20 protein-coding genes are annotated in these 18484 nt (G+C 32.9%); 11 read left to right on the top strand and 9 right to left on the bottom strand.

What is annotated here, in order from left to right:
- Positions 1–34 precede the first annotated feature (34 nt).
- The 9 genes from DIS18_RS11480 to DIS18_RS11440 all read left to right on the top strand — a co-directional run bounded on the left by DIS18_RS11480 (position 35) and on the right by DIS18_RS11440 (position 5696).
- Positions 35–811, top strand: a complete 777-nt coding sequence (locus DIS18_RS11480; protein WP_109353196.1) for a 3'-5' exonuclease — start codon at positions 35–37, stop codon at positions 809–811.
- A gap of 166 nt (positions 812–977) precedes the next feature.
- Positions 978–1589, top strand: coding sequence for a fumarylacetoacetate hydrolase family protein (locus tag DIS18_RS11475; RefSeq protein ID WP_109353195.1), 612 nt, complete (start codon positions 978–980; stop codon positions 1587–1589).
- A gap of 1 nt (position 1590) precedes the next feature.
- A complete protein-coding gene (locus tag DIS18_RS11470) occupies positions 1591–1932 on the top strand; it encodes an Hpt domain-containing protein (RefSeq protein ID WP_109353194.1) in 342 nt (113 codons plus the stop codon).
- Complete coding sequence (locus DIS18_RS11465; protein ID WP_109353193.1) at positions 1932–3182, top strand: competence/damage-inducible protein A; 1251 nt, start codon at positions 1932–1934, stop codon at positions 3180–3182. The genes DIS18_RS11470 and DIS18_RS11465 overlap by 1 nt, the downstream gene beginning before the upstream one ends.
- A gap of 82 nt (positions 3183–3264) precedes the next feature.
- Positions 3265–3501, top strand: coding sequence for a 50S ribosomal protein L28 (gene rpmB, locus DIS18_RS11460; protein ID WP_109353192.1), 237 nt, complete (start codon positions 3265–3267; stop codon positions 3499–3501).
- Between the two features lie 24 nt (positions 3502–3525).
- Positions 3526–3708, top strand: a complete 183-nt coding sequence (gene rpmG, locus DIS18_RS11455) for a 50S ribosomal protein L33 (protein WP_109353191.1) — start codon at positions 3526–3528, stop codon at positions 3706–3708.
- An 83-nt stretch (positions 3709–3791) separates the two neighbouring features.
- Entirely contained in the window at positions 3792–3941 is a 150-nt protein-coding gene (locus DIS18_RS11450; protein WP_109353190.1) for a DUF4295 domain-containing protein, read from the top strand.
- 257 nt (positions 3942–4198) lie between these two features.
- Positions 4199–5173 (top strand): signal recognition particle-docking protein FtsY, encoded by a 975-nt coding sequence (gene ftsY, locus DIS18_RS11445; protein ID WP_109353189.1) that lies wholly within the window; start codon positions 4199–4201, stop codon positions 5171–5173.
- A gap of 94 nt (positions 5174–5267) precedes the next feature.
- Positions 5268–5696, top strand: coding sequence for an SRPBCC family protein (locus DIS18_RS11440; RefSeq protein WP_109353188.1), 429 nt, complete (start codon positions 5268–5270; stop codon positions 5694–5696).
- Here DIS18_RS11440 and DIS18_RS11435 read toward each other — a convergent pair.
- Positions 5693–6766: a serine hydrolase domain-containing protein gene (locus tag DIS18_RS11435; protein ID WP_109353187.1), complete on the bottom strand. Its 1074-nt coding sequence runs from the start codon at positions 6764–6766 to the stop codon at positions 5693–5695. The genes DIS18_RS11440 and DIS18_RS11435 overlap by 4 nt on opposite strands.
- A gap of 83 nt (positions 6767–6849) precedes the next feature.
- Between DIS18_RS11435 and rimO the strand changes: the two genes are divergently transcribed.
- A complete protein-coding gene (rimO, locus tag DIS18_RS11430) occupies positions 6850–8154 on the top strand; it encodes a 30S ribosomal protein S12 methylthiotransferase RimO (RefSeq protein ID WP_109353186.1) in 1305 nt (434 codons plus the stop codon).
- A 41-nt stretch (positions 8155–8195) separates the two neighbouring features.
- Here rimO and DIS18_RS11425 read toward each other — a convergent pair whose 3' ends face one another.
- From DIS18_RS11425 to DIS18_RS11405, 5 genes are all read right to left on the bottom strand, one after another.
- A complete protein-coding gene (locus tag DIS18_RS11425) occupies positions 8196–8732 on the bottom strand; it encodes an acyl-CoA thioesterase (RefSeq protein WP_109353185.1) in 537 nt (178 codons plus the stop codon).
- 66 nt (positions 8733–8798) lie between these two features.
- Complete coding sequence (locus tag DIS18_RS11420; RefSeq protein WP_109353184.1) at positions 8799–9260, bottom strand: VOC family protein; 462 nt, start codon at positions 9258–9260, stop codon at positions 8799–8801.
- 134 nt (positions 9261–9394) lie between these two features.
- Positions 9395–10294 carry a hypothetical protein gene (locus DIS18_RS11415; protein ID WP_109353183.1) on the bottom strand — a complete coding sequence of 300 codons (900 nt, stop codon included), beginning with the start codon at positions 10292–10294 and terminating at the stop codon, positions 9395–9397.
- A gap of 168 nt (positions 10295–10462) precedes the next feature.
- Complete coding sequence (locus tag DIS18_RS11410; protein ID WP_109353182.1) at positions 10463–10978, bottom strand: GNAT family N-acetyltransferase; 516 nt, start codon at positions 10976–10978, stop codon at positions 10463–10465.
- The gene (locus tag DIS18_RS11405) at positions 10971–11207 is read right to left on the bottom strand and encodes a hypothetical protein (RefSeq protein ID WP_109353181.1); all 237 of its coding nucleotides are present in this window, start codon (positions 11205–11207) and stop codon (positions 10971–10973) included. The genes DIS18_RS11410 and DIS18_RS11405 overlap by 8 nt, the downstream gene beginning before the upstream one ends.
- 165 nt (positions 11208–11372) lie before the next feature.
- Here DIS18_RS11405 and DIS18_RS11400 point away from each other — a divergent pair, with 165 nt between their 5' ends.
- Positions 11373–11783: an Lrp/AsnC family transcriptional regulator gene (locus DIS18_RS11400; RefSeq protein ID WP_109353180.1), complete on the top strand. Its 411-nt coding sequence runs from the start codon at positions 11373–11375 to the stop codon at positions 11781–11783.
- A gap of 159 nt (positions 11784–11942) precedes the next feature.
- Here DIS18_RS11400 and DIS18_RS11395 read toward each other — a convergent pair whose 3' ends face one another.
- The 3 genes from DIS18_RS11395 to secA all read right to left on the bottom strand — a co-directional run bounded on the left by DIS18_RS11395 (position 11943) and on the right by secA (position 18461).
- On the bottom strand, positions 11943–14171 hold the full coding sequence (locus DIS18_RS11395; protein WP_109353179.1) for a SulP family inorganic anion transporter: 2229 nt from the start codon (positions 14169–14171) through the stop codon (positions 11943–11945).
- A gap of 552 nt (positions 14172–14723) precedes the next feature.
- Positions 14724–14828 (bottom strand): hypothetical protein, encoded by a 105-nt coding sequence (locus DIS18_RS15150; protein ID WP_425428180.1) that lies wholly within the window; start codon positions 14826–14828, stop codon positions 14724–14726.
- A 276-nt stretch (positions 14829–15104) separates the two neighbouring features.
- Positions 15105–18461 (bottom strand): preprotein translocase subunit SecA, encoded by a 3357-nt coding sequence (gene secA, locus DIS18_RS11385; protein WP_109353177.1) that lies wholly within the window; start codon positions 18459–18461, stop codon positions 15105–15107.
- Positions 18462–18484: the final 23 nt, after the last annotated feature.

Below are 18484 nucleotides of genomic sequence, written 5' to 3'. Positions count from 1 at the left end.
TGTGAAATAACATTGTAACAATCAATATAAGTTAATGCAATTAAACCTAACAAAACCCATCTGTTTTTTTGATTTAGAAACAACAGGAATTAATATAACTCACGACAGAATTGTTGAAATTTCAGTATTAAAAGTATTTCCTAATGGTACTGAAGAGAGTAAAACATGGTTGGTAAACCCAGAAATGACTATTCCGAAAGAGGTGATAGAAATTCATGGTATTACTAATGAAAAAGTAGCTAATGAACCTACATTTAAAGAGTTAGCAAAAGATATACATAATATGATTAAAGATTCTGATTTAGGAGGGTTTAATTCTAACCGTTTTGATATTCCGCTATTGGCAGAAGAAATGTTACGTGCAGATATAGATTTTGACATGAAAAGTAGAGTAGCAGTTGATGTGCAGACTATTTTTCATAAAATGGAACAACGCACGCTAAGTGCAGCTTACAAGTTTTATTGTGATGAAAGTTTAGATAATGCACATAGCGCTGAGGCTGATACAAAAGCCACTTATGAGGTTTTAAAAGCACAATTAGATAAATACGAAGACTTGGAAAACGACACTAAATTTTTAGCAGAATTTAGCTCGCGTAGAAAGTTTGCTGATTTTGCAGGTTTTATATCTTATAATAAAGAAGGTGTAGAGTGTTTTTCTTTTGGGAAACATAAAGGAAAATTAGTAACGGAGGTTTTAGAGAAAGAACCTGGATACTTTGGATGGTTACTAAATGCTGATTTTCCGCTTTACACCAAAAAGGTTTTGACTGCTATTAAATTGAGAAGTTTTAATAATAAGTTGGGTTAAATCGAGTCGCAGTTTTCAGTCTCAGTCACAGGCTTTGACAGAAGGTTGCGTTAGGGATTGAAGTGGATAGCCCACAGCCTGATCCCGATAGCTATCGGGAGAGGTGCGAGGACTAGTAACATAAAGCCCGACCCTTGTGGTAACGCCCAAAAAAAATTAACAGTACATGAAATTGATTTGCATCGGTAGGAATTACACCGAACATATAAAAGAATTGCAAAACGAAAAACCGACTGATCCAGTAGTATTTTTAAAACCTGACACGTCTATTTTGTTAAAAAAGCAACCGTTTTTTATTCCAGATTTTTCGGATGATGTGCATTATGAGGTTGAGGTTTTGGTAAAAATTAATAGAGTAGGGAAGCATATTGATAAAAAATTTGCGCATAAATATTATAATGAGTTAGGGCTTGGAATTGACTTTACAGCACGTGATTTGCAAAGTGAATTAAAAGCTAAAGGATTGCCCTGGGAGAAAGCTAAAGCCTTTGATGGAGCAGCAGTAATAGGGAAGTGGATTGATAAAAGTGAATTGGAAAATATTGATAATATTGCGTTTTTGTTAAAAAAGAACGGTGATATTGTGCAAAACGGAAATACAAGCCATATGCTTTGGAAAATTGATGAATTAATAGAATATGTGTCGAAATATTTTACTTTAAAGATTGGAGATATTATATTTACAGGCACACCGGCAGGAGTTGGCAAAGTTATTGCTAACGATAAATTAAAAGGATTTATAGAAGACAGAGAAATGTTTTCAATAACAGTTAAGTAAAATGGAACAACATTATAAATTATTTAGAGTACGTGAGTTAGCAGATAACGATGAGGATTTTGTTATGGCTTTGGCTGCCACTTTTATAGAAGAAGTGCCTGAGGATGCTGAGCGTTTAAAAAAAGCAGTTGCTGAAAAGGATTATAACGAGGCTTACCAAGCGGCTCATAAAATGAAACCAACCATTGATTTGTTTGAATTGGGCGTACTTCAAGATTTAATTGAGGTTCAAGATTGGGGTAAATTCACGAAAACGGATATGGATATTACCGAATCTTTTAATATTGTTATCGCTGCTGTAGAGAATGCTACCGCAGAGATTAAGTCAGATTTTGGTTTGTAATGTTAGCAGAAATCATCACTATAGGTGACGAACTTCTTATTGGGCAAGTTGTAGATACAAATTCTGCATTTATTGCTAAACAACTTAATAAAATTGGTGTTTCTGTTTATCAAATCACTTCCATTCAAGATGATAAACAACATATTCTTCAAGCTTTAGAAGATGCTGAAAACCGTGTAGATATTATTATTTGTACAGGTGGTTTAGGGCCAACTAAAGACGATATTACCAAAAAAACGATTGCGGAATATTTTAACGATATTTTAGTTAAAAACGATGCTGTTTTAGAAAACATAGAACACATTTGGAAGCAGCATATTAGAACAAAACTACTTCAAGTAAATAAAGATCAGGCTTTGATTCCTTCAAAGTCAAAACCTTTAATGAATAAATTAGGAACTGCCCCAGGTATGTGGATTGAGAAAGGCGATAAAGTTTTTATTTCGTTACCTGGTGTACCTTATGAGATGAAGGCTTTAATTGAGTATCAGGTGGTGCCACAATTAAAAGATAAATATAATTTCCCATTTATATTACATAAAACTATGATAGTTTATGGTTTGGGAGAGAGTGCTTTGGCAGATAGGATAGAGGCTTGGGAAGACGCATTACCAAAACACATTAAGTTAGCATATTTGCCCAATTTAGGTAAAATGCGCTTACGATTATCTACTAAAGGCTTTGATGAAGTAAAATTAAGACAAGAAGTACAAGATCAAATAGATAAAGTAATCCCTTTAATAGAAGAAGAGTACGCTGGTTTAGAAGACGAAGAAGGCTCAGTAGAAGTTGTTATAGCTAAACAACTTACCAAATTAGGAAGCACTCTGGCAATTGCCGAAAGTTGTACAGGTGGTGCTGTTGCAGAGCGTTTTACATCACATTCTGGAGCATCAGCATTTTTTAAAGGCGGACTAGTAACCTATGCAACCGAGTCAAAAATTAATGTTTTAAACATCTCAAAAGCTGATATTGATGCGCATTCCGTAGTAAGTTCTCAAGTGGTAGAGGCTATGGCAAAAAATGCACAACAATTATTTCAGTCAGATTACGCTGTGGCAACTACCGGAAATGCAGGACCTACAAAAGGCGATTCTGATGCAGAGGTTGGTACGGTACATATTGCTATTGCTAATAATAATGACGTTTATTCGCAGGAATTTAACTTCGGAAATTCAAGGCTAAAAGTTATACAGAAGGCCGTAAATAAAGCCCTAGAAATGTTGCAAAAAGAAATTTTTAAAAATTGATAAAATTTAGGTTGTCATAATAATAAGATTTTATATATTTGCACCTCGATTTTAAGCAACAAAGAATTTAAAGTTATATAGAATGTCAAGAGTTTGTGAACTTACAGGGAAAAAGGCAATGGTTGGTAACAACGTGTCTCATGCGATGAACAAAACTAAACGCAAATTTCACGCGAATTTAGTTAAGAAACGTTTTTACATTCCAGAAGAAGATAGCTGGATAACTTTAAAAGTTTCTACATCTGCTTTAAAAACTATCAACAAAATAGGTATATCTGCAGCAATTAAGGAAGCAAAATCTAAAGGATTTTTAAAATAATAGCTGTATTTAAAAGTATAAGACATGGCAAAGAAAGGTAATAGAATACAAGTAATCTTAGAGTGCACAGAGCACAAAGCTACTGGACAACCAGGAACTTCAAGATACATTACAACAAAAAACAAAAAGAATACGCCAGATAGAATGGAGATTAAAAAATTTAATCCTATCCTTAAGCGTATGACAGTTCATAAAGAAATTAAATAATAATTAGAGATTTATAGAAATCTCAAATAATTCAAATTAGAGGTTTTATAGAAATCTCAAAATAACCTTATAAAGTATAGGTCATGGCAAAGAAATCAGTAGCATCATTACAAACAGGATCTAAAAGATTAACAAAAGCAATAAAAATGGTAAAGTCTCCAAAAACAGGAGCTTACATGTTTGTTGAATCTATCATGAGTCCAGATCAAGTAAATGACTTTTTAAATAAATAAAAAGTTTCGTTCTAAAGATATTATAAGCTGCTTTCTTCTGAAAGCGGCTTTTTTTATTTTATATTTATCTGCCATAATAACAGGTTGTTCAAAATGGTAAGATAATTGACTATTAAATTTTGACGTTACCACAATGGTCGGGCTTTTTGCTGTATCTTTTGCAAAGGCAAAAGGTTAAGACTATCGAGGGATAGACGAACGGCCATAATCCTTAACGCAAAGTAGAGTTAAAATTAAAAACCCAACCAAGAATTAAAATGAGTTTTTTAAAAAAAATATTTTCCTCAGAAAAAAAGGAAACCCTAGATAAAGGACTAGAAAAGTCAAAGTCCAGTTTTTTTGGTAAGCTAAGTAAGGCAGTAGCTGGAAAATCTAAAGTAGACGATGAAGTTTTAGATAACCTTGAAGAAGTTTTAGTAACCAGTGATGTAGGCGTAAATACCACATTAAAAGTTATTGAGCGTATAGAAGAGCGTGTTTCAAAAGACAAATATTTAGGAACTGATGAATTGAATCAAATCCTTCGTGAGGAGATTGCTGCACTTTTAAGCGAAACCAATTCTGGAGAGGAAACCGAATACACTATCCCAGAATTACCAAAACAAGAAAACGGAACTAAAACACCTTATGTACTTATGGTAGTTGGGGTAAATGGAGTTGGAAAAACAACAACCATTGGAAAACTAGCCTATCAATTTAAAAAGCAAGGTTTAAAAGTCGTTTTAGGGGCAGCTGATACGTTTAGAGCAGCAGCCATAGATCAACTTCAAGTTTGGGCAGATCGTGTAGATGTACCCATGGTACGTCAAGATATGGGAAGTGATCCAGCATCTGTAGCTTTTGATGCTTTAGAATCTGGAGTAAACCAAGACGCCGATGTTATTATTATAGATACAGCTGGTCGTTTACACAACAAAATAAACTTAATGAACGAGCTTACTAAGGTAAAACGTGTGATGCAAAAAGTAGTTGGCGATGCTCCACATGATGTTTTGTTAGTTTTAGATGGCTCAACAGGTCAAAATGCATTTGAGCAAGCTAAACAATTTACAGCAGCAACCGAAGTAACTTCTTTGGCTGTAACTAAACTAGATGGAACAGCTAAAGGTGGTGTTGTTATAGGTATTTCAGATCAATTTCAAATACCTGTAAAATACATTGGTGTGGGAGAGGGTATTGAAGACCTTCAAGTTTTTAATAAGTATGAGTTTGTAGATTCCTTTTTTAAATAATTTGTCATTCCTACAAAGGCAGAAATCATTTAAATAAATTTAGAAAAACTTTTGTTTAACCCTTGTGGTCAATAATTCGTAGATTTATAAAATCATGAGTTATAATATTTACCATAATCTTAAAATTAAAGCTTCAGTTAATGAAGTTTTTGATGCCGTATCTCAACCAGAGCATCTTAATAATTGGTGGACATTAAAATCTTCAGGGACACCAAAACTAGACTCAGAATACAATCTGAACTTTACTGATGAATACAATTGGTATTGTAAAGTTTCAAAAGTAGAACTAAACAGAACCTTTCATTTAAAAATGACCAAATCAGATAAAGATTGGAACCCTACAACTTTTGGTTTCGATTTAGAGTCTATAGAAGATGGAACCATGCTAAAATTTAGTCATGTAAACTGGCTAGAAGCTAATCATCATTTTAAACACTCATCTTTTTGTTGGGCAATGCTTTTAAATGGCTTAAAAAATTATTTAGAAAAAGGGATAATTATTCCTTTTGAAGAACGAAATTAATCAATAAGCGCATTAATTTTCTCCCACAAATCATTATCAAAAGACGATAATGCGAAATTTTCTAAATCAGCTGAATTTCCCATTCTAATAATCACTAAATTTTTACTAGGTACAACGTAGATTTTCTGATCGTTCTTTCCTAAAGCAGCATACATGTCATCTGGAGCATTCGGGACTAACTTGCCATTAAATTCAAGTTGACTAGCTGGTAAATGATAGCTTGATTTCCCATTAAGCCACCATAAATACCCATAAGCTTGATTAATATTTTGTGAGGTATTTGTAGCTTCATTTAAAAAAGCTTCAGAAACTATTTGAGTGTCTTCCCATTTTCCTTTAGCAGAAATCATTAAACCAAAACGTGCCATACTTCTAGTATTGCTCCAATACACACTAAAGTCATTATTATTAATCCAAGCACCAGTCATTCCTATTTTATTTTTTAGCTTAGAGTTAAAGTAGTTGCTCCAGGTCATATTTGTAGCTTCAGAAATAACATCTTGCATTTTTACATATACATTGTGGTAAGCCCAACGAGAACCTGAATCAGCTTTATATTGAAGATTTTCTTTTGAAACGTTATCACCTAAACTATCATCCAAACCAGAGTCCATAGACAATAAATTTTTGCAAGTAATTAAGTTTTCTTTTTCTATGGTCGCACTCGTCCAACCTGTTCCTAAATAATCAGAAACTTTGTTGTTTATATTGATAAAACCTTCTTCCTGTGCAATACCAGCAATAGTAGTAGTTAATGTTTTTCCGGCACTTGCCCAATACCAAGATTTTTCAGAATCGTGTCCATTCATATAAGCTTCTACAGCAATCTTTCCATCTTGGAGTATTATAAAACTCTTGGTGTTTTTGTCTTCAAGAAAATTTAATAACAGTTGCAATTCATTTACATTCCATCCCAAATCTGAAATGGAAGTTGTTTCCCAAGTATCAGAATTTAAAGGTGGGAAATAAGAGGTGTTTGGAATGGGGACTACTTCTTCAGTCGAGTCATCAGAAGAGCAACTTAATAGGGGAATTATAGTAACAAGTAATAAATAAGTTAGCTTTTTCATAAGTTAGGTTTTTCAAATTTGGACACTCAAATATATAAAAGGTTTAATTAAGTTGTATCTTTGCGCCCTGATTTATAGATGGTATGCGTACAAAAACTCTTAAGAAAAACAAGATAAATGTTGTAACTCTTGGTTGTAGTAAAAATGTTTACGATAGCGAAGTGTTGATGGGGCAATTAAAAGCCAATGGGAAAGATGTAGCACACGAAGAGGAAGGCAATATTGTAGTCATTAACACTTGTGGTTTTATAAATAATGCCAAAGAAGAAAGTGTGAATACCATTTTAGAATACGTTCAGAAAAAGAATGATGGGGAAGTAGATAAAGTATTTGTTACAGGATGTTTAAGTGAGCGTTATAAACCAGATTTAGTAAAAGAAATTCCAAATGTTGATGAATATTTTGGTACCACTGAATTACCAGGATTATTAAAAGCTTTAGGTGCAGATTATAAACACGAACTTATAGGCGAACGTTTAACCACCACACCAAAAAACTATGCGTATTTAAAAATTGCTGAGGGTTGTGATAGACCGTGTTCGTTTTGTGCCATTCCAATCATGCGAGGAAAGCACAGAAGTACTCCTATTGAAGAGATTGTTATTGAAGCTGAAAAATTAGCCGCAAATGGTGTTAAAGAACTCATTCTTATTGCTCAAGATTTAACCTATTACGGACTCGATTTATATAAAAAAAGAAACCTAGCAGAATTACTTGAAGCTTTAGTAAAAGTAGAAGGCGTTGAGTGGATTAGATTGCATTACGCGTTTCCAACAGGATTTCCTTTGGATGTTTTAGATGTTATGAAGCGAGAACCTAAAATTTGTAATTATTTAGATATCCCATTACAGCATATATCAGATTCTATTTTGAAAAGTATGCGTCGTGGTACTACAAAAGAAAAAACAACCAAGTTAATTAGTCAGTTTAGAGAAGCGGTTCCTGAAATGACTATAAGAACGACGCTAATTGTTGGTTATCCTGGAGAAACTGAAGAAAACTTCCAAGAATTAAAACAATGGGTTACTGATATGCGTTTTGAGCGCCTAGGTTGTTTTACTTATTCTCATGAGGAAAATACTCATGCTTATAATTTGGAAGACGATGTCCCTGAGGATGTTAAAATTGAAAGAGCCAACCAAATTATGGAAATTCAATCTCAGATTTCTTGGGAATTAAACCAGCAAAAAATAGGGCAGGAGTTTAAAGTGGTTATTGATAGAAAAGAAGGTAATTATTTTATTGGAAGAACAGAATTTGATTCTCCGGATGTAGATAATGAAGTTTTAATTGATGCTACTAAAACCTATTTAAAAACAGGTGAATATACTACCGTTAAAATTATTGAAGCTGAAGACTTTGATTTGTATGGAGAGGTTGTCAACTAGTGTTATATATAACACCTAATGCCTCAAGAAACGTATAGGTTTTAACTATCCCATTTATCAACTAATTTTTCATTCATTTGAATATTTTCTAGTTCGCATGTTTTAATTAAATCATATTTAAACGTGGGCACTTTTTCAATTTTAAGGGCTTTCATTATTTCAGAGGTTGGAATTGTTTCTCTCCCTTTTTTGATTGTATTTTTGACTATACAAGCAGCTATAATTTTACCTTTTCTTTCAATTTTTTGCTCTACGTAAATCCACTTTTCATCTACATATGAAATCCGAGTTAATATTTGTGCTTTTTGAAATATTTTGAGTGGCCTGTAAAACTGAATACTGATAGCTTGACTCGGAAAAAACCATTTGTTTTTAGAGGCTACTTTAAAAAAGTTTGACCTTACCATTAAATCTATACGACCAGTTTCTAAAACGGTCATTATAGCCGCATGATTCATAACTGAAACATCTATATCTGTAATCCAAACTCTAAATGATTTAGAAACCGTTTCAGTGCCAATTAGCTTTTTCTTAAACTTTGCACTTAACATTGCCATTAAAAGTCTAATCCATCTCATTTTATTTATTTAATTTTTTACTTAGTTTTTACATATAGTTTTTAGAGTAAAAATTCATGTATAATATTATTCATCTTTTATTGTTAACCATTCTTTGTAAGTAACTACTCTTTTTTCGTTATCAGATTTAGATTTGCCATTTAAAATTCCAATAAATTCAAGTTCATGTCCATCAGGATCATTAAAATATATTGATATAGCTGGCACCCAAACAAAAACCATAGGTCCTTCATTTCCATCATTCAAAAAATTCCAGTATTTAATATTATGGGATTTTAAAAAATTCACTGATTCGTTTTGAATCCAATCTGGCTCGCACTCAAATGCAAAATGTCTAATATCAATTTCTTCTTTAGGTTTTTCCCATAATCCTAACATAAATTTTTTATCCTCTCCAATCCAGAAAAAAGATGTTCTACGTTCATTATTGAAACGGCATTGTTTTAGTTTGAGAGTATTTTTATAAAAATCGATTGAGCGCTCAAGATTTTCAACAAATAAGTGTGTTTCGTAAAGTCCTCTTATCATTTGTGTTTTTGGTCTTTTAAAATGGTGTATAACGTGTTTATTTATAGTTATTTAAGTTAGTGAAAAGAAAATAAACAAGAAAAATATATGGAATTTTTCGAGTATGCAGAGTTCTAGTAAGTAATTATTCATAGTTAGTCATTATCAATACTCATAACTTCTTCCAATAACGGTGGTAATCCGCTTGGGTTAATGTTATCATTATTCCAAAAACTCAATACACAGCTTACATAATTGTCTCGTATTTTTTCTGAGACATAATAAATAGTCAAATTTTTTCCACCAGACATAGATGCCAAAAGAGAGGTAACTCCTGTAAAATCATACAAGACTTTTTTTGCTTTTGTTTTTACGTCTTCAAATACAATCTCAACTTCTTCCTCAGAAAGCACTTTTCCGCCATTTTTTATTTTAGTTGCTTTTAATTGATTTTCTATTGATAATTCAGCACTTTGTTTAGTTTTATGTACAGACCAATTCATTTGTCCGTAATATGGACACTGGATGTTATTAATATTCATCCAATTGCAATTTCCTCCTAATTCAATTTCTCTACCCGCAAAATTGATTTTTTCTGTTTTTAAAGAGCTAAAACAACTTTTAGGTATTTTGTCATTTAAAATCAATTCAATCATTTTTCTTTCAAACTCAGGATTATTTTTATCATAATAACTAAACCAAAAAACAGAAATCCGATTGTTTTTATTCTTAACGAAATAATTTATGCTAACTGAAATCAACCCATTATCAAACTGTTCTCGTTTGACAACTCTGTAGTTTTCAAAATTTAATTCCTTGTCAATTTCTTTTACATCCTCTTTTTTGATTTTGTTTTTTCGGTAAGCTTTTTTGAGATTTTTAGTGTTGAAATCAGAAGAAATTGTTTCTTTAGTAAAATCTATTCCATCAACATTATAAAATGTTGTTCCACTGTTATGTATTGCTCGAAGCCTACTGAAAAGTGCTTCGTTTTGTGAAAAAATGACCTGACAAACTATGAGTGAAATAACAATTAGAGCAATGCTTTTTTTCATAACTATTGTTAGTGTATTCGTTTACAGTTAGTGCTAAGTTAGCAAAAGAAAACACACCAGAGGAAAATCCGCATTTTTTTATGAGGACATAAAGAACAAACTATTAACTACCTAAGTTTTACTAATAATTTTCACTTCGATGACAAGATTTTGTATAGTTACACCTCTTTATATTTTTTTTGAAAAAACTATATTTTCATATAGTTTTCCATTGACAGGAAAATTTAAATCACCTACGTTTTTAAATTCATTTCTTTCATAGAATCTAATAGCTCTGTTATTTTTTATATAAACGGAAAGCCACATCGTATCTAACTGTAATTCTTTAGCTTTTTCTTCAACAAAGTTTAAAAGTTGTTGCCCAATTTTTAAGGGTATAAATTCCTTTTGGATGAAGATCCTTTCAAGACGACAATTGTTTTGAGAGGCAACACTTTCGTTTATGGCGTTTAATACTAATTTTGCATAACCAACAGGCAAATCATCAACATATATAATATAGAAAAGATTTTTAGGATTGTTTATATCTTGTTTTGTTTTTGAAACTGAAAAATTATTGTTCAGATACTTCAATAGATTGTTTTTATCATCTATATAATGCCCATGAGATTCAGCCCATGTTACTCTAGCTAAAAGTGCTAGAATTGTTGTATCTGTTTCTTTGGCTATTTGTATTTTAATCATTAATGTTCTTTTTAATGTTTAATCGTCTTAGATGGTATCCATGCAGAAATACAGCAATAGTACATCCCACAATTATTGGAGTTGCAATAATTAATGCGCCGTATAAAATGTAAATTACATTAGCAATTAGTGATATTAGCCTTAGTTTATATTCACCTTTAGTAGACATTGAATATAAGTTTATTACTAAACCACCGTAACCAATACAATCAATTAAAAATGGATTCATACTTTATTTTTTCTATTAGAATAATTTATGTTAGTAGTTGTTTTAATTAAAATCAATGTAACAAATATAGAATGCAATATTTCATTTTTACTTTATAATCAAATTTATTATAGTATATTTACGTTCGATTATATCGAAAAAGTATTAATATAATTTTGATTTAAAATGGATGTATTTGATAAAAAGATACTTGAAATGCTAAAAATTAATGCCAGAGAAAGCTTCGCTAATATTGGAAAAGAAGTTGGGTTGTCTGCTCCTGCCATAGGCAAGCGTGTAAGGCAAATGGAAGAAGAAGGTATAATAGAAGGCTATGCTTTAAAAGTAAATCATGAAAAGTTAGGTATTGAGACCAAAGCGTATATAACATTAGTCATTCATCGAGGACCAAAAGTAGCATCTGATGCTCAAAAACAAATATTAGCCATGGAAGAGGTGCAAAGTTGTGATAGAATTACTGGAGATGATTGCTTATGTGTTTTGGGTTATTTTAAAAACAATAAGCATCTTATTTCCTTTCTTGAAAAAATTGCTGAATATGGTGCTTCAAAAACGAGTATTATTTTAGAAGTGTAATTCATTCTTACTAATACTATAAAATAGCCCACTTTAGGCGATGTTTCTGTTAATGGCGATTATCCAGAGCCATATTTTTATTGAGCTTACACTAAATTCTTTTTCAATAACTTCCGAATGGTGTTCTTCCTGTTTTTAATTTTATTATATTTCAGTATCCTAATCTATTATTTCTATGAGTTTGGCTAATTCTTTACTATAATCTATAAATGCAATGGTTTCATCTGTCCTCGCCAATTTGATTTTATCAAAAATGATAAGCGCTTCACCATTACTTTCGATATGATAAATCTGATGACTTTCGAAAAAGCGAATGATTTCATCTGTAAAAAATGACCTAATCTCAGATTCATTATTCCCCATAAGCAAGAATTTTTTAGAAAAATCAGGATACATCTCAAAATCAATGTCCTTATAGCCCGTAAATGCCATCACCCTGTCAAATATTTTTTCTAATACAGCTTCTTTTTCCATAGTAAAAACGGGAATTTTTTTATTCAATTTTAATACTATTAGAGTAGTATTAAACGTCTCAGCTGTAAAAGCCTGTCCTTCATTGAATGTTACATCTGCAATTTCCCAAGACACATTCAAATCTTTAAATGTTCCTTTGAGACAATTGTATTTGCGTTCAATAGGTCTAATTTCAAAAAAGTGGAACTTCTTTAAATAATCTGTATTCCAATCAGCTTGACTTGCGTATTGATAATTTTTCTCAGTTGCTAAATTTCGTAATCGTTTTTGCCTTTGCGATAGTTTAGCGCCAGAACCAGAGAAATTAATTTTTAAAGCTCTATTATAGGTAGAGGATGAAACATGAGAATCCAATCCTGATATAAATACCTTACCGCCTGTAGCCCTTTGGATGTTTAGGTAGTCCACTAGGTAGTCCATATAGGTAATGCCTACCAATCTTGTTTCAGATAAATCAATATTGACATCTGCTCCAGAAGGAATTTGAGCCACTAGTTTATCGACTTTAATAATGCCTAAAAAATTCGCAATACCTCTAATCTTTAAATCGAAACTGCCATCTGGTTGTTTCATCAATTTTGTACGCGACTTATAAACCATTTTAAAAAATCGAGGAATAGATACCCTTGCTAATAACATGTGAATGACCAGTGCCAATAATAACCCTCCGAGTAAACCAATTAATAAATTGGTGTAAAGTGTTAAAACCATTGTGCCAACAAAAAATATTAATTGCTCGATTCCTTGATTATAAATTTGTTTAAAGACGGCAGGTGAAGCTAATTTAAATCCTGTATAAACAAGTAAAATAGCAAAAGCACAAAGCGGTACTTGCCTCATTATAGGACTCAATAACATAATAAAAATCAACAATAAAAGTCCTTGATACATATTAGACCACTTTGTCTTTGCACCATTATGAATATTGACTGTACTTCGAATAATTACAGCAATAATTGGCAAGCCTCCTATCATACCGGCTGCTATAGTGCTTAATCCAATGCCTGTTAAATCTTTATTCAAATCCGTCTTTCGTTTATAAGGGTCAATTTTGTCAACAGCTTTAGCAATGGCTAATGATTCAATACTTGTTATGATTAAAATAGATACTACAGTTGTCCAGAATTCTATTGTATTAATTTTACTAAAATTTGGATGCATTATTGAATCCATAATATTATCTGGGATATCCAACAGTAGATTAGGTCCTACTTCGTATGCCTTTCCAAAGAATGAAAGCGTATGTTGGTCAAAGAAATTGAAAAAATAAACAAAAGGAATGGAAAGGGCGACGACCCACATTGGCGTAGGTAAAATATGGAAAAACCGATTACTGATTTTGGAATGAAATAATAATAAAAGTAAGCCAACCAAAGCAATAATCACTACAAAAGGATTCGCTTGCGGTAGGAATAGAAACGCATCAACAAGATTTTGTATGATACTTGGACTATCTGAATGCGTGCCTAAGGCAACATGAATTTGTTTAGCGAAGATGATAATTCCGATGGCTGCCAAAATACCGTGAATTACGGAAGAATGGAATATATCGGCTAATCGCCCCAGTTTCAATAATCCCAATACTACTTGAATTGCACCAGAAACAACTACTGCTGCCAATACATAATTAAATGCTTGCCCAGAACCATCATCCATCAATACAATACCTAAAAGTATAACTGCAATAACTCCTTTTGCAGGTCCGTTGACTGATATATGACCGCCTCGATAAAGGGTTGTTACAACACCGCCAACAATTGCTGAGATGATTCCAGACATTGCAGGTGCACCTGCTGCCAAAGCAATACCCAAGGAAAGAGGTAGAGCAATAAGTGATACACTCACCGCTGCAATTAAATCACTTTGCCAATTTTCAATTAAACCTTTGAAGCCTTTTTTTGGTGTAATTTCCATGTATTTAACTATCTGTATTTATAAAATATTTGGATTTTGAATATAAAACATGTCAATAGATTTTTTCACAATTCTTAAATCATGAGATATATGACTTAGCTTTACTTTTGAGAAATTTAAATTTAAATCGATGATTTTTAACATAAAGTTGTATTACAACGTCCACTGTGTATGGCGTAGTGAGGCGCGCCTCACGGGAAGCCATTGTTGCGCCTCATTCGCTATACACTATGTTGTGTGTAGTTTCGTGAGGAGTTCTCGTAGACTCGACTAAATATACACAAAATTGGCGAGGTGCGACAAACAGTGGACGTTGATATGTAATTAGTAGAAAGGCAGCGTTTGCAAAACGCGATTCTACGTGCCGCTGGCAATTACATACCAACGTTCCGAATATGCATAGTACGGGTTTTCAAGGCACTTCATTATCAAACTGCTACTTTTTTATTAAATGCTTTAATGTTCAAATTAAGAAAATCAGCCCGCATTATTTATATTTATTGTTCTGTGCCGTTTTTATTTCTACTTTTAATTACCCAACAAGCAATACGATTACGTATGCCCATAATATCCAAGCCCTAGTACTATTGACTGTTCAATTGTCAATTTCGGAAAAACGAGGTAATGAAATTTCAAACAAGCAACATCACAAAGCATTCCAGGAATTGTTAGGGCATCACTCAATTAAAACCACTCAGATTTATACCAAAGTATCTCATGGGCACATGTCTAAAATAAAAAGTCCGTTGGATAGCTTATAACAAAAAATCTCGATAGATACTACAGATACTACCGAGATTTTAATATTACATGCAATTGTGAATCACACTTTTGTGGGTGATGTAGCAATCTGTTTGTTAAAAGTTCTAGCTTTCAATTTATGAGATTACCACGCTATTCGATAATAATCGAAACTCCTCGTAACGACGGTTTTTATGATTCCTCTATCAAAACCCATTCACCTTTAGCTATTAAAGGTTCAGCTTGTTTGTATTTTAAAGTTTTATTTTCACCATTCATTACGTGTTTTATAGTAACACGATCATTGCGTCCAATTTTTGGTTTATCACGCACAATGGTTTCTACAACGTCTTGATTACGTTGTGTATTTCCTGCAGCTCTATTTTGTGCAGAACGTTCATCTAAATTAGGAATCTCGTCTTTCTGTACGTTAAGTTTTTCTTTCTTTCTGGCTCTAGCTTCCTGAATAGTATTTTGTGTTTCTTGAGGTAATTCTCCTTTAAATAAGAATGAAATCACATCTTTATTCACTTGATCAATCATTGCTTTAAACAATTCAAAAGCTTCAAATTTGTAAATTAAAAGCGGATCTTTTTGCTCATGTACTGCTAATTGAACTGACTGCTTTAATTCATCCATTTTGCGTAAATGGGTTTTCCATGCATCATCAATGATGGCTAAAGTAATGTTCTTTTCAAAATCAGTAATTAATTGTTTACCATTGGTTTCGTAGGCTTTTTCAAGGTCAGTAACCACATTTAAACTCTTAACACCATCAGTAAATGGTACTACAATACGTTTGAATTTATCGCGTTGCGTTTCATAAACATTTTTAATTACAGGGAACGCAATATCAGCATTACGAGCCATTTTATCTCTATAATGTTCAAAAGCAGCTTTATATATTTTTGATGTAATCTCTTGAGCTGAAAGCTTCCCGAACTCTTCTTCAGTAATTGGCGAGCTCATTGAGAAATAACGAATCAATTCAAACTCAAAGTTTTTATAATCGTTAGCACCTTTATTGGTTTCAGCTATACCTTCCGAAGTATCAAAAATCATGTTGGCTAAATCAACACGTAAACGTTCTCCGTTTAACGCGTTGTAACGACGTTTGTAAACCACCTCACGTTGCGCATTCATTACATCATCATATTCTAACAATCGCTTACGAACTCCAAACTGGTTTTCTTCAACTTTCTTTTGTGCGCGCTCAATAGATTTTGAAATCATAGAATGCTGAATGACTTCACCTTCCTTCAATCCCATTTTATCCATCATTTTAGCAATACGCTCAGAACCAAATAAACGCATTAAGTTATCTTCAAGAGATACGTAAAATTGAGAGCTTCCTGGATCTCCTTGACGACCAGCACGACCACGCAGCTGTCTATCTACACGACGAGAATCATGACGTTCTGTACCTACAATAGCTAAACCACCAGCAGCTTTAACTTCTTCAGATAATTTAATATCGGTACCACGACCAGCCATATTGGTTGCAATAGTTACTTGTCCTGCATTACCCGCTTCAGCAACTATATCAGCTTCACGTTTATGCTGTTTCGCATTCAATACGTTATGAGGTATTTTACGAATGCTTAACATTTTACCAAGTAATTCAGAAATCTCAACAGATGTTGTACCAATCAATACCGGACGACCAGCTTGAGATAGTTTTGTAACTTCATCAATAACCGCATTATACTTTTCACGCTTCGTTTTATAAACTAAATCTTCTCTATCATCACGTGCAATGGGGCGGTTAGTTGGTGTTTCAAGAACATCTAATTTGTAGATTTCCCAAAATTCACCAGCTTCAGTTAATGCAGTACCCGTCATACCAGACAGTTTACGGTACATTCTAAAGTAATTTTGTAATGTTACTGTTGCAAATGTTTGCGTAGCATCTTCAATTTTTACATTTTCTTTTGCTTCAATCGCTTGATGTAATCCGTCAGAATAACGACGACCATCCATAATACGACCCGTTTGCTCATCAACAATCATTACTTTATTCTCCATCACCACGTATTGTGTGTCTTTTTCAAATAAAGCATAAGCTTTTAATAGTTGACTTAATGTGTGTATACGTTCAGATTTAACTCCAAATTCTTTAAATAACTCTTCTTTAAGTGTTGCTTCTTCTTCAGCTGGAAGTCCTTGCCCTTCAATTTTAGCAACTTCAATTCCTATTTCTGGTAATATAAAGAAATCTGGATTATCCTTTCCAGAAATGTATTCAACACCTTTATCAGTTAACTCAACTTGATTGTTTTTCTCTTCAATCACATAGTATAATTCTGCATCAACCGTTGGCATTTCGCGGTTGTTGTCTTGCATGTAAAAGTTCTCAGTTTTTTGGAGTAACTGCTTAACACCTTCTTCAGATAAAAACTTGATAAGTGCTTTGTTTTTTGGAATACCACGATATACACGTAGTAATTTTAAACCACCTTCTTTAGTATCTCCAGACGCAATTAGTTTTTTAGCTTCTGCTAAAACACCTGTTAAGTATTTACGCTGTACCGAAACAATATCTTCTACTTTAGGTTTTAATTCTGTAAACTCATGGCGGTCGCCTTTCGGGATAGGGCCAGAGATAATTAATGGTGTACGTGCATCATCAACTAAAACAGAATCTACTTCATCAATAATTCCGTAGTGGTGTGGGCGTTGTACCAAATCATCAATGGAGTGTGCCATATTATCACGCAAATAATCAAAACCAAATTCGTTATTTGTACCATAAGTAATATCAGCATTATAGGCTTTTCTTCTAGCTTCAGAGTTTGGTTGATGGTAATCAATACAATCCACACTCATACCATGGAACTGAAAAATAGGAGCCATCCACGCACTATCACGTTTTGCTAAGTAGTCATTTACTGTTACTAAGTGTACCCCTTTTCCAGCCAAAGCATTTAAATAAACAGGTAATGTAGCCACTAAGGTTTTACCCTCACCAGTTTGCATTTCGGCAATTTTACCTTGGTGCATGGCAACACCACCAATTAACTGTACATCATAATGTATCATGTCCCAAGTAATTGGTTTTCCTGCAGCATCCCAAGAGTTTGCCCAAACCGCTTTATCGCCATCTAAAACCACATAATCTTTTTCGCCAGAAACACTTCTGTCAAATTCATTTGCAGTTACAGTAATAGAGGTATTATGTACAAAACGTTTTGCAGTTTCTTTAACCACAGCAAAAGCTTCAGGTAAAATAGCATCTAAAACACCTTCGGTTATTTTGTAAGCCTCATCCTTTAAGCGATCAATTTCTTCATAAATATCCTCGCGCTTATCAATATCTTCAGTGGTATCTGCTTCTTGTGTTAAGTCAGCAATTTTCTTGTCAATATCTGCATTAGCCTCGGCAATTTTAGCTTTAAACTCAGTGGTTTTAGCTCTTAACTCATCATGAGATAAGGCTTCCAAAGCAGCTTCAAAAGCTTTAATTTTATCAACATATGGAGATATGGCTTTTACGTCTTGTTTAGACTTGTCGCCAACAAATATTTTTAATACAGAATTTAAAAAACTCATGAGTCTAATTTTATATGTTTTAT

Origin of the sequence: Algibacter marinivivus (assembly GCF_003143755.1) — a bacterium.
Classification (GTDB): Bacteria; Bacteroidota; Bacteroidia; order Flavobacteriales; family Flavobacteriaceae; genus Algibacter_B; species Algibacter_B marinivivus.
This window is presented reverse-complemented; position numbering and strand designations above follow the sequence as displayed.